The organism is Terrisporobacter petrolearius (assembly GCF_020748185.1).
Lineage (GTDB): Bacteria > Bacillota > Clostridia > Peptostreptococcales > Peptostreptococcaceae > Terrisporobacter > Terrisporobacter petrolearius.
This window is the reverse complement of the sequence record NZ_JAHZMO010000001.1, coordinates 36,894-49,059: the sequence shown is the minus strand read 5'-3', so window position 1 is coordinate 49,059 and position 12,166 is coordinate 36,894. Positions and strand designations below refer to the sequence as shown.

The following is a 12,166-nucleotide window of genomic DNA, read 5'->3' as shown; positions in this document are numbered from 1 at the left end:
TTTAATCTCACTTTAATTCAATTTTAATTCTTTAATTATTTTGTTCATTTGAAATTTCCATGTTAAAAACTCTTCCGAGTATTTTCTTATCTCATTATTCTCTATATAAGAACATGATTCATATTTCTTTACGATATCTTCTATATTTATCGGAGTATCGCTTTCATCTACTTTTAAAACATATGGTAGTTTCATGTCAATTAATTTATCTTCATATCCTAGCAAAACTGGTATGCCTCTCCCTAAAAATTCTTTGGATTTTATAGGATCATGTCCTCCGCCTGCCCTAAATAAAGCTAACGATGACACTCCAATATGCATCCAATTAAATACATTGTTTAATTCTTGACCTGCTTTAGCTCCTAGAAAATGAACTTTATCTTCAATACGTAGTTCTTTAGTTATTGTCATTAAATTGTTTTTTTCTGATCCTTCTCCAACTATATAGAAATTAACATCTTTTTTATTCATAGATTCACTATTATAATAGTTCGCTAAACCTTTTATAACTCTATCATATCCATGCCATCTTGCCAGATTAGCTATTCCAATCATATTAATTTTGGACTCTTCTTTTTTATCTACGATAGGTAATTCTCTCAAATCTATACCATTATTTATATTAATAGTTTTTATTCCAAAAATTTCACTATGGGTATTTGTAACTGATATACGGAATACATATTTACATAATTGTTTAGTTATGTATTTATCTAAATTTCCTACTATAAATCTCCTTAACGTCATTTTATTAAATTCTGTATTGTACGGATATGTTGGTATTTCAACTATTATTTTTTTATTTCTTTTACTAAAATACTTTATAATATTATATAAGCTGATATTTCCCTGAATATATCTTATATATATAAAGTCGTATTTATCTATATGTTTAGTTTCTAGATTTTTTATTACCTTATAAAAATGTCTACATCCAAAAAATCTATATTTAACTTTATTAAATAATGTTTCATTAAATTTGACAGTTTTATTGGACAATCTAAGATAATCAATATCGTATCCTAACTGGTTAAATGCATGAATTTGGCCTCTTATTTTTTTGCCAACACCTAAGTCTAGACTATATTCTTCATCAATTCTTGCTATATATAAACCTTTCATATTTTAATCCTTCCATTTTTTAGTTTGTGAATTATATATATCTTGATGCCTACTTTTATAAATAACCTCATTAAAATTATCATAATAAGTTTTAGTAGCATTTTCTTTTAATTTTTTTTGAAGGCTTTTATCATTAAATACTTTTAATATATTAGTTTTAAATGCGTCTATATCTTTTATATTTACTAAAAATCCATTATAGTCATCTTTTATTTCTTCATTTGTTCCATCTATGTTAGTAGCAATAACAGGTATACCTTGAGAAAAGGCCTCTAATGGAGCTAATGGTAACCCCTCTATATAGGAACATAATAATACTAAGTCAATATATTTTAAATGTTCAATAACATTATTCTTACTACCCAACATATATACATATTTTTCTAATTTTTTTTCTTTTATATATTTTTGTAGTTTTTCTTTCTCGGGTCCATCTCCAATAAATACAAATCTTATATTATCATTTTCTTTAACTGTTACTTCTGCTATATCTACAAAATCATAAACCCCCTTATAATCTATAACTCTACTTACTTGACATACAATGTAATATCCTGATTCTTTTAGTTGTTTTAACCTTTCATCTACAACTTTATTTTCATTTTTTACCTCTATTGTATTATAAATAGTAGTTATATTCTTGTCCTCTAAGTTAGATTTTGTTTCTAATATTCTTTTAGCTGCATTACTTACAGTTATTGTTTGGATATTATTTAAGGCTAGCTTAGTAAGTTTAAATTTATCTTCTATACATAAATGTTGCGTATGAATAACTCTTACTTTTACAAATCTTGAAACAATTTTAGCAGTCAAAGTTGCCATTCTGTGATGACTATGAATTACATCTATATTTTCATCTTTTACTATTTTAATTAATTTCATTATATTAAATATTATAATATGAGGTCTTTTATTAACTACATCTTTAATAAAATAGTGACTAATTCCCATATCTTCAAAATCTTGAGTAAGAATCCCCCCCTTACTTGCAACAACTATTTTATTTTCATCTTTTAATTCTTTACATAGTTTTAGTATACATTTATTGTCACCACCCAAATGCATTGAATTATTTATATATAATATATTCAACAACCTACCTCCTAATCTAAAACCAACTTTTCTCCTAAAATAAAATCATATTTATCTGGTTCTAGCTTTTGTCTACCTCCTGCAGGTGAAAAAGTCAATTCACTAAAATATATTTTTTCATCGGATAAATAAAAATCTACTCTAACAAAATCAAATTCTTGTGACAATTTTTCTGATAAAGTTATAATTTCATTTAATTTTTGCGGTTTTTCTATATTACGTTCTATGAAATCATACTTCATCTTCATCTTTAATAGATTCCATTCCAAATCATAATGATTCCTTTTTGTATTTCCATCAGAAAATCCTTCATCTATTTGAATAAATTCAGGCCTTCCATTAAAACAATATACTCTGCAATCCAAAAAATTATCATTTAAATCACAAATTAATTCTTCACATATTATTTTTCTATTTATATTTTTATACTGTTTTTCTTTACATTTATTGTAAAAATTCTCTTTCATCCATTTAGTTAATTTTATTTTACATTCATCTATATTTAATAATTGTTTCTCTTTACATATTATGAAGTATCCTGAACCATGATTAGTTTTTAATACAAATTGATTAGGTAAACTATTAAAATCTATTTCCTCTACATTATCATATACCCCTACTAAATTAATTAAGTATTTTTCACCTATTTTTTCTTCTATATAACCTCTAACTTTGTACTTGTCTACAAAATCAGTATACTTAATCATTTGATTACCTATCATTTTAAGTTGTAATTTTTCAGTATATCTTTGTGGATTTCTCATATTTGGTATTCTCTTATGTCTAATTGTATAGTTGAGAAAAACAAACAATTTACTCGGTATAAATTTACTTAATTTCATATATATACTATAAAATGTTTTTTTCATTAGTTTGTACTCCCGTCTCAATATCCTCTATAAATTCATTTAATGAACTTATAATATTATGTGTATTAGATTCATATGAATTAAATTTTATTTTGTCTAAATTCCCAATTAATACTTCCAATTCTTCTAACTTTGTAATCGTACTGATAAATTTCATACTACTAAATGTGTCTACTATTTCTATTTGGTGGTTATCAACATGTTCATTAAATTCCTTAAGCCTAGGTACAGCTATTACTTTCTTACCTTTTTTTATCGAACCTATTATAGCTCCTGTTCCCCCATGAGTAATAACTTTATTACATATGCTTATATAATATTCAAACTCATCTCTATCTAAAAATTTTTTATATTCATAATTTTTAGGCATATAATCACTATAACCAATCTGAGCAAATATTGGCTCATTAATTTTTTTTTCTTGCACTAATCTATCAATTTCTATTAACAATCTATTAAATTGAAATTTTTGCGATCCAAGTGTAATAAAAATCAATATATCCCCCCCTTGCATATTGAATTAGGATAAAATTTCTTCATACTATCCCATTGCACGTAAAATTGGTCTGCAAATTTATAAACTAATTTTCCTGTAAGAGTTGGCGAGTTAATTTTTGCAAATGATTCTATAAATATTACTTTTTTTCTAAATACTTTAGCTATTATACTCATCGGTATAGTTGCTAAAGCACCCGTCGAAATAACAACATCAGGCTTTTCCTTAAAAAATATTTTTAATGTTATTACACTGTTTATAAACATATACCATAAAAACTTAACCTCATGCCTATTCACCTGATTAAGGTAGTAAAAAGGTATGTCTTTATTTGATACTGAATAATTTGTTCTTTCAGTTACAACAAAACTGTCATACTTATCCATCAAAGGCTTCAACATCATTATTTGTTCAAAATGCCCTCCTGATGATGCTGTAAAGCAAATTTTCATATTTTTCACTTCCTAATCTATGCTACAGTTTCATCATCCTGCATTTTTTTCTTTTGTAAATTCAATACTTCTTTTCTTCCTATTGAATAGTAATCTATACTATATTTTTCAATTTCTTTTATATCATAACAATTACGCCCATCGTATACTACTGGAGTATTCATTAATTCCACATATTTATTTAACTCAATAGATTTTATTTCATTCCATTCAGTAAATATAAATGCCATATGTGCATCTTTTAATGCTTCTTCTGGCGAAGTTGCATAGTCAATTTCAGTAGGATATAATTTTTTAAAGTTCTCTACGCCTACTGGATCATAAGCTATTATTTCAACACCTTCATCTAATAATCTTCTTACATTTGGTATAGATGGTGCTTCTCTCAAATCATCCGTTCCCGGTTTGAAAGTAAGCCCAAGCACTGCCACCTTCATACCTTTTAAAGATCCTAGTTCTTGTTTAGCTTTTCTAAATAACTTATATTTTTGATTTTCGTTAACTTCTATAGTTGCTTTTATAGTTTTTATTTCGTATCCACTGTCATTAGCTAACCAGTGAAGTGCCTTTGTATCCTTAGGGAAGCAAGATCCTCCGTATCCAAGTCCAGCATTTAAAAATTTATTTCCTATTCTAGAATCGTAACTCATTCCTTTTGCTACATCTTCTATATCAGCTCCAACTATTTCACAAACATTAGCCATTTCATTCATAAACGATATTTTTAATGCTAAGAAGTCGTTAGATGCATATTTTATCATTTCAGCACTTCTTCTATTTGTAACTACTATAGGTTGATTAAACCTTTCATAAACATATCTTAATTTTTCTTCTGCTTTTCTAGATTCCACACCTATTACTATTCTAGATGCATGTAGCGTATCTACAACTGCTGTTCCTTGTGCTAAGAATTCTGGATTAGATGCTACTTCTATTTTAACATCATTTTTCAAGTTATCTTTCAAGTATTCTTCTACTTTATCATTAGTTCCTATTGGTACTGTTGATTTAACAACTACTAAACAATCTTTAGTCACGTTTTTTGCTATTTGTTTGCAAACACCAAATACATATTCTAAGTTCGCAGAACCATCAGCTCTTTCTGGTGTTCCCACACCTATAAAAACTATATCTGCATTTTTGTAAGCATTAGCATAATCAATTGTAAAATCTAATCTACCTTCTTTATAATTTCTTTCTAGTAATTCATCTAGTCCTGGTTCATATATAGGAGATATTCCTTGTTTCATTATCTCAACTTTTTTTTCATCTATATCAACACATGTTACATTATGCCCTACTTCTGATAAACAAGCACCTGTTACTAAGCCTACATATCCAGTTCCTGCTACTACTATATTCATTTTTACACAACCCCCTTATGATGCATTATCGTCTCCAAATAAAACCCCAACAGTTTTAAATATCAACTTTATATCCATCCATAAATTTCTCTTCTCTATATATTCCAAATCCATATCTACCCACTCATCAAAACCTATACTATTTCTGCCACTTACTTGCCATATACAAGTCAGGCCAGGTTTTACAAGTAATCTTTGTTTCTGATATTCGTTATACTCTGCTACCTCATGCGGAATAGCCGGTCTTGGTCCAACTATACTCATATCTCCCATAAGTATATTGAATAGTTGAGGTAACTCATCTATACTAGTTTTTCTAATAAATCTTCCTACCTTTGTTATCCTTGGATCTTCTTTTATCTTAAAAACTGGCCCGTCCATTTCATTTTCACAAATCAACTCTTCTAGTAATTCTTCCGCATTACTTATCATGCTTCTGAATTTATACATTTTAAATAATTTATTGTTTTTTCCACATCTTTCTTGTGCAAAAAATACTTTTCCCTTAGGATCTTCTATCTTTATTGCTAAGGCTACTAAAATAAAAATTGGTGACAATATTATTAAACCAATACCAGATCCTAGAATGTCAATTGTTCTTTTTAAAAATAAATAAATAATTCCTTTTCTAGGCTCTACCATCTCGTAGTTCCTAGTTTTGTTAACATTCACATCCATATTTCTACCTATCCCCCCATATAAAAATTTTACCAATCCCTACTACTTAACCGAATTCAGCTTTTTCTTCCCAAATAATCCTGCTTTTTTCTTTTTCTTATTTTTTCTTCCATGTTTTCCATCATCTTGTTGATAATAATAGCCATAATAGCCATATGCATTATTTTCCATATCATACTTATTTAAAATTGAACCTATTATATTAACATCAGACTTTCTCATATTTTCAATAACTTCTTTAGTATGATTTATATCAGTCTCGTTTGCCCCCACAACAAACATAACACCATCTGTATATTTAGATATGATTATTCCATCAGACACGATTCCCACTGGAGGAGCATCTATAAATACATAATCATATTTGCTTTCAACATCTTTTATAAAGTTTTGCATTTTTTTTGAAGATAAAATTTCCGTTGGATTAGGTGGTATAGCCCCTGGAGTTAATACATGGATATTTTCTTCCACTTTATTAATGCATTTTTCTAAATCCCTTGTATTTTTAAGATAATCCATAACTCCATAAGTGTTTCCTATGCCAAACATCTTATGAACACTTGGATTTCTCAAATCCAAATCTACAACTAAAACTTTCGTATTTTCCAATCTAGAAAACGCATGAGCTACGTGACATATAGTTGTACTTTTTCCTTCATTTTGCTTTGTACTTGTAAACATAATAGTTATTAAATTATTATCTATATCAGCAAAGCTTATATTAGTTCTAACTGTTCTATATGCCTCTGCCAAAGGTGATTTCGGATCTAAATCCTTAATTTTCGCCATATCTATAACCCCCCTATTAAAACTTAGGAATTACGCCATATACTGGTAATCCTAATTTTTCTTCTATATCTTTTGGCTCTTTTATTTTTGTGTTTAGTGCTTCTCTTAAAAATACAACAAATACACTAATCATTACTCCTAATACAGTCGCTATAAGTATATTCATTTTTTTATTTGGTTTAATTGGTTCCTCTGGCAATGTTGCCTTGTCTATTACTTCTGTTCCACTTGCCTTTACTATCCTTTGTGCCTCTGTAGAAAATATCTCTGGAATAGTATTACAGATTGTTGCTGCTACCTTTGGATTTTTATGTTGTACAGATATTTTTATAATTTGAGTATCAGCCACATTAGTAACTGAAACTGCCTCTGAAAGTTCTTCATAGGTCATATCTAAATTCAACTTTTTTATAGTTGACGTGATAACTGATTTTGATTTGATTATCTCCCCATAAGTAACTGCCAGTTTTTGTACAAAGTTTAAATCGTCGCTTGTTGTCATCTGTGTAGTTTCATTTTCTACTTCTTTGTTAACTATAAGAGTAGTATTTGCTTCATATATAGGCGTTAAAACAAAAAAACTAACTAATCCACTTATTACTCCACAAATTATTGCAGAAAGTGCTATTATCCACATTTTTTTCTTTAGCATAAAGAAATACTCCCTTAAATCAATTGTTTCTTCCATAATTCCTCCAATATAACTTATTTTAAAATATGTTTTTATATTTATATTCGTGTTTTCATATTTGGTCAACCTTTATTTCAAAATATATATTTAAATGAATTCCATATTATTTTACAAAAATAATAACCAAAACTTTAGTAGACCTTAATTTAATTACACAAATTCAAAATAAACTTTAATTTATGTTAAAATATATTTTAATTTTCATTTTTTATATACTTTCGCCTTATTTGTCTAAGGAAAAGTCTAGCATATATTCCTATTTATTACAATTTTATGAATCATTTTATATACATAAAAGGATTTTTGTCATTGTCGACAATTGTCGTAATTTCAACATTTGTGAATTTTATAACCACTAAAAATCCCCTTCTATTTATCTAAAAGTCTTCCTACCGTTTATATCCATCTAATCTCTTTCAAATTTTGACATTAGCATTTTATGAAATACATTTTACTTTACACACAAATTATAATTTGTATTTTATTTTAATTTTTTTTTACATATTCCTTCATTTTTTTCACATGAAATTTTATAGTATATTTTTATATTACGGCTTAAACAAAATTTTTTTTAACATTCTAAGTATAAAATCACATTGTTTTACACTAAATTTTTTATCTTCTAGAAGCTTTTCAAGTATAATATAATAATTACATGAGAAAAATATTTATTTAGATATATATATTTTAAAGAATCAAATCTTGAGATAAATATTACGAAAGGAAGGTACTATTGAAAAATATAAAGAAAAAAAATATTTGGATTTGGACAGTCATCCTTATAATACTAAGTATTTTTACAATAATAGGTATAAACAATAAAATGAATAAAAACTTTGTTATAAAAGAAGAAACTTTAACATACAAAAAGTTGCTAAAATCACTTGAAGATTATAAAATACTTCAACTTTCAGATTTACATAGCAAAGAATTTGGAACAAACAATGAAAAGTTAATAAATTCAATCAAAGAAATTAATCCTGATCTAATTCTTGTTACAGGAGACATGTTTACTGTGTCAGATATTTCCATAGACATGAATGAAGAAAATCTTGTTCCTTATCAACTACTTTCTAAACTAGCTACAAATTATAAAATAGTCTATGTTTCTGGAAATCACGAAGAAGGAAAGGACATTATCTACAACGGTGATGACTATAAAACTAGAGATCGTAGCAAAAACAACGCATATAATAGGTATAGAAAGAAACTTGAATCCCTAGGAGTAACATTTGTAGAAAATTCCGTTCTACAAAACTACAATGACTTTATAAATATTTACGGTGTATACTTTGACTCTATGGAAAAAGACGAATATTATCAATCTATCAACTTAGACAAAACAAAATTCAATATAATGCTTTGCCATGACCCCAAATATTTTCAAACTTTCGCCAACATGGGATTTGATCTAGTACTTTCAGGTCATGTTCACGGCGGCATAATCAGAATACCTTTAGTAGGTGGCCTTTTCAGCCCTGACAGAACCTTTTTCCCAAAATATGATAAAGGCATTTACAAAATAAATAACTCATATATGAATGTTAGTACTGGACTTGGAGACTCTATACTCAAAAGGGTGTTTAACCCTCCTGAAGTAAATGTTATTATCCTAAATAACAAATAAAGTAAAAACCTACCTGTAATTCGTTACAGGTAGGTCTTTATTATAACTTTGTATATGAAAAGGTTATTTTTTTTAAGAAATAATATGAATATAGTTACATTTAAAATGTATTTGGACTATAATTATTTTAGGCTCGAATGATAACTATATGATATAGTCCATTCTTAAGTTTACATATTATTTAATATTAAAGGACAACCTCCCCAAGGTTGTCCATTTTTCATTTACTCATATTTGGGCCACTTTTTCAATTCATTTTTAGCAACGGACTTATCTGAAATTTCATAGCGCCCACGCAGTGGCTTAAAGCGGTAGCAAAATGATTCGCCCACACGTGGCTCGAAGATAAGTCATTGGCGACATGAATTAAAATAAAGATGAAAATTACAATATCTATTTAAGGAGTTACTATCCTCTTTTATAAATTGCCATGTTTCTTTGTAATCACCTTTGGCTGTAAAGTCATTACAACTTAAGAAATCCACAAACTTCTTTTCACATCCCACGTATTTATCCACAAAATCATAGGAATATACACGTTTTTTATTGTATGGTGCGTTTTGTAAGTTATGAAGTACATGTTCTAAATTACAAGAAAAAAAGTAAACTTTGTATCCAATTCGCCCAATATGACTAGTTTGATAAAGTTTGTTTAATATATTGCTCTTTCTTTCATTTCTTTCTACTATTAAATCTCTTTTATTTGTAACAATAGAGTTGTGAGTATAAAAAGTTTTCTCCTGTTTCATATCTTCCACAACAAAGTCTTCTTTTATAAATGCGCCATCTGTATCTACTAAATGAATTATTTCTTTTATATCTGTTTTTTTCAAACCGTTGTTTTGTGACAAAAACTGCTTTACTTGACTGTCAATTTTTCTAATAATATTTTGACAATTAGAATTAAAATCTGCTGTTATATCTTGATTTATTATTTGAAACTGAACACTACAGTCTTGTACTAATTTTGACAGAATTAAACTTAGAGACATTTCATCGGTGATTCCTTCTACTATAAATAGGATTATTTTCTTAGTCTTTATCATTATTTCCAATCATCCATGCCTTCCTAAAAGCATAGTTTATCTCATATTTATTAGTCTCATCGTACAAATCTTCTTTCTGTCCTCCAAGCATAATACCTCTGTAGTAAAAATCTCGAAGATTATTACCTGTTTTTGTATTGTTTAAACTTATATATCTATTGTTTTCATTTGTTGTTGTAAATACGACTAAATCCTTGTTCAACTTTTCCAAAGCCCTTAGGTTATGGGATGTGAAAATAAGTTGACCCTTAGCACTTTTGCTTAAAATTTCAAGGATTTCACCTAATAAATATTCAAAAATACCAGCATCTAACTCGTCTATTGCCACCAAAATATTTTCATTATTATACATTCCTATTAATACACTTAATATGGAGATAATTTTTTTAATTCCTTCTGACTCGTATTTCAAAGGAATTTTTCTTCCATTTTTTACTGACAAAAGTTCCACCTTAAATGCTTCTTTTGAATTTTTTAAAGTTTCCTTACCATAATTTTTTATTTCTATCTTTAATTTTGGAACTAAAGTATTTAAGACCACATTTATTTGTTCCAAAATTTTATTAACTGTTTCAAATTTATCCATATCAATTACAGAAACCTCAAATAAGTTTAGTCCAATACTTCCTCTCTTATTTGCCTTTTTGTTTTCTAGCATAAAACTAATAGGAATCATTCTGTTACTTGTTATGGCGCCCAGCTCATCATTTTGTATAACAAAAAGGTTGAATATGGCAAAGTTCCTTAGTATAGCCATAATCTTGCTGTTTTCTGGGTTAGTTTTTGCAAAAGAAGTTAACAAAAGAGAAAATGTCTTTGGGTTAAAAATAAATGATGTTGAGTTTTCTTGGGATAGCCCCTTTGCAATACCAAACCTCACCTTCTTATCCGTGGAGTTTGCTGCATCTTTATAATTTCTTATCGGCCTAAAAGTATAATCATTATCATCCATATCATAGTCCACAATTGTTATACTTTTTCTCCACTGGTTTTCGTCCCACTTGGAATAAGTTAACTTTTCTCTAAAAATTTCTACTGTTATGTCTTTGTCATCCTCTATACTAGCACCTTCACTTTGGTTTAGTTCTAGTATTTTGTCATATTCTGTACTTAAATCCTGTGAAAAAGCGCCCTTTTTATAAGTTTTTCTTAGTTCAAACTTATAGATCACCCTGTATACTTCAGTTTTATCAGTCAACCTAAATTCTAAGCTAATTCCTGCAGATTTGGCGTCACAAGAAATAAAGTTACAAAAATTAGGATTCAATGGTTGACCTGAAATAACCATTCTAAAAAGATGTAGAGCATTTATAACAGATGTTTTTCCCGATCCATTTTGACCATATATTCCTAATATATTAGATATATCTCCCGACTCCTTGTCTTCTTTAAAATCAATTTTTCCATACTTTACATTTTTAAAGTTTTCCAACTCCAAGGTTTTTAGCTTTACAATTCTGCTATCCATAAAATCACCTCCATGGTACAACAAAACACCCACCTCAAGGGTCGGTGTTTTAATCTATTTTTTTATTACGTATTTCATCACAAAAAAAGTAATGGGAGTGGCAACTAGTGTTGTAACCACAGGAGCCAACTTACTATTCATATTTATTTTGTCCACCAATAAAATAATGCCAAAATACTGAATAATAAAATTAGGCACATAAGTCAGAGGAAAAAGCAAAAACTTTTTCAGGTTAGGCTTTTGTTTGTATGTAAAATAAGTATTAAAAAAATATGATCCTACAATACTAACCACATAGCCCATAACAAATGAAATCCTATATGAAAATTTGAATATATCCATAAAAATTAAATATGACAAATAATAGACTGCCGTATTAATACATCCTACAATTGTATATTTCATAAACTCAACTAAATTACTTCTGTCTTTTATAGTTATAAAGGTTTTATCCATAAAGTTGTCTCCTTCT

At 27.8% G+C, this 12,166-nt stretch carries 13 protein-coding genes; 1 reads left to right on the top strand and 12 read right to left on the bottom strand.

All coding sequences use genetic code 11. From position 1 onward, the window contains the following. Nucleotides 1–12: 12 nt before the first annotated feature. Genes K0040_RS00230 through K0040_RS00190 form a run of 9 tightly spaced genes read right to left on the bottom strand, consistent with a single transcriptional unit; the run spans nucleotide 13 to nucleotide 7,550 of the window. Entirely contained in the window at nucleotides 13–1,122 is a 1,110-nt protein-coding gene (locus K0040_RS00230; RefSeq protein WP_228106976.1) for a glycosyltransferase, read from the bottom strand. A 3-nt stretch (nucleotides 1,123–1,125) separates the two neighbouring features. Next, nucleotides 1,126–2,214 carry a glycosyltransferase gene (locus tag K0040_RS00225; protein ID WP_228106975.1) on the bottom strand — a complete coding sequence of 363 codons (1,089 nt, stop codon included), beginning with the start codon at nucleotides 2,212–2,214 and terminating at the stop codon, nucleotides 1,126–1,128. Nucleotides 2,215–2,225: 11 nt separating this feature from the next. After that, on the bottom strand, nucleotides 2,226–3,083 hold the full coding sequence (locus K0040_RS00220; protein ID WP_228106974.1) for an ATP-grasp fold amidoligase family protein: 858 nt from the start codon (nucleotides 3,081–3,083) through the stop codon (nucleotides 2,226–2,228). Then, a complete protein-coding gene (gene pssE, locus K0040_RS00215) occupies nucleotides 3,064–3,579 on the bottom strand; it encodes a PssE/Cps14G family polysaccharide biosynthesis glycosyltransferase (protein ID WP_228106973.1) in 516 nt (171 codons plus the stop codon). The genes K0040_RS00220 and pssE overlap by 20 nt, the downstream gene beginning before the upstream one ends. Beyond that, entirely contained in the window at nucleotides 3,576–4,031 is a 456-nt protein-coding gene (pssD, locus tag K0040_RS00210; protein WP_228106972.1) for a PssD/Cps14F family polysaccharide biosynthesis glycosyltransferase, read from the bottom strand. Before pssD ends, pssE begins: the two co-directional genes overlap by 4 nt. Before the next feature lie 17 nt (nucleotides 4,032–4,048). Continuing rightward, a complete protein-coding gene (locus K0040_RS00205; RefSeq protein ID WP_228106971.1) occupies nucleotides 4,049–5,395 on the bottom strand; it encodes a UDP-glucose dehydrogenase family protein in 1,347 nt (448 codons plus the stop codon). A 15-nt stretch (nucleotides 5,396–5,410) separates the two neighbouring features. Further along, a complete protein-coding gene (locus tag K0040_RS00200) occupies nucleotides 5,411–6,073 on the bottom strand; it encodes a sugar transferase (RefSeq protein ID WP_228106970.1) in 663 nt (220 codons plus the stop codon). Nucleotides 6,074–6,115: 42 nt separating this feature from the next. Beyond that, nucleotides 6,116–6,862 carry a CpsD/CapB family tyrosine-protein kinase gene (locus K0040_RS00195; RefSeq protein ID WP_228106969.1) on the bottom strand — a complete coding sequence of 249 codons (747 nt, stop codon included), beginning with the start codon at nucleotides 6,860–6,862 and terminating at the stop codon, nucleotides 6,116–6,118. 16 nt (nucleotides 6,863–6,878) lie between these two features. Further along, entirely contained in the window at nucleotides 6,879–7,550 is a 672-nt protein-coding gene (locus K0040_RS00190) for a YveK family protein (protein ID WP_228106968.1), read from the bottom strand. Between the two features lie 736 nt (nucleotides 7,551–8,286). Between K0040_RS00190 and K0040_RS00185 the strand changes: the two genes are divergently transcribed. After that, nucleotides 8,287–9,180, top strand: coding sequence for a metallophosphoesterase (locus K0040_RS00185; protein WP_228106967.1), 894 nt, complete (start codon nucleotides 8,287–8,289; stop codon nucleotides 9,178–9,180). A 350-nt stretch (nucleotides 9,181–9,530) separates the two neighbouring features. On the opposite strand, the gene K0040_RS00180 is transcribed toward K0040_RS00185, so the two are convergent. Genes K0040_RS00180 through K0040_RS00170 form a run of 3 tightly spaced genes read right to left on the bottom strand, consistent with a single transcriptional unit; the run spans nucleotide 9,531 to nucleotide 12,150 of the window. Next, nucleotides 9,531–10,226 carry a hypothetical protein gene (locus K0040_RS00180; RefSeq protein ID WP_228106966.1) on the bottom strand — a complete coding sequence of 232 codons (696 nt, stop codon included), beginning with the start codon at nucleotides 10,224–10,226 and terminating at the stop codon, nucleotides 9,531–9,533. Beyond that, nucleotides 10,213–11,694, bottom strand: a complete 1,482-nt coding sequence (locus K0040_RS00175) for an AAA family ATPase (protein ID WP_228106965.1) — start codon at nucleotides 11,692–11,694, stop codon at nucleotides 10,213–10,215. The genes K0040_RS00180 and K0040_RS00175 overlap by 14 nt, the downstream gene beginning before the upstream one ends. A gap of 54 nt (nucleotides 11,695–11,748) precedes the next feature. Next, nucleotides 11,749–12,150: a GtrA family protein gene (locus K0040_RS00170; protein ID WP_228106964.1), complete on the bottom strand. Its 402-nt coding sequence runs from the start codon at nucleotides 12,148–12,150 to the stop codon at nucleotides 11,749–11,751. Between the last annotated feature and the right edge of the window lie 16 nt (nucleotides 12,151–12,166).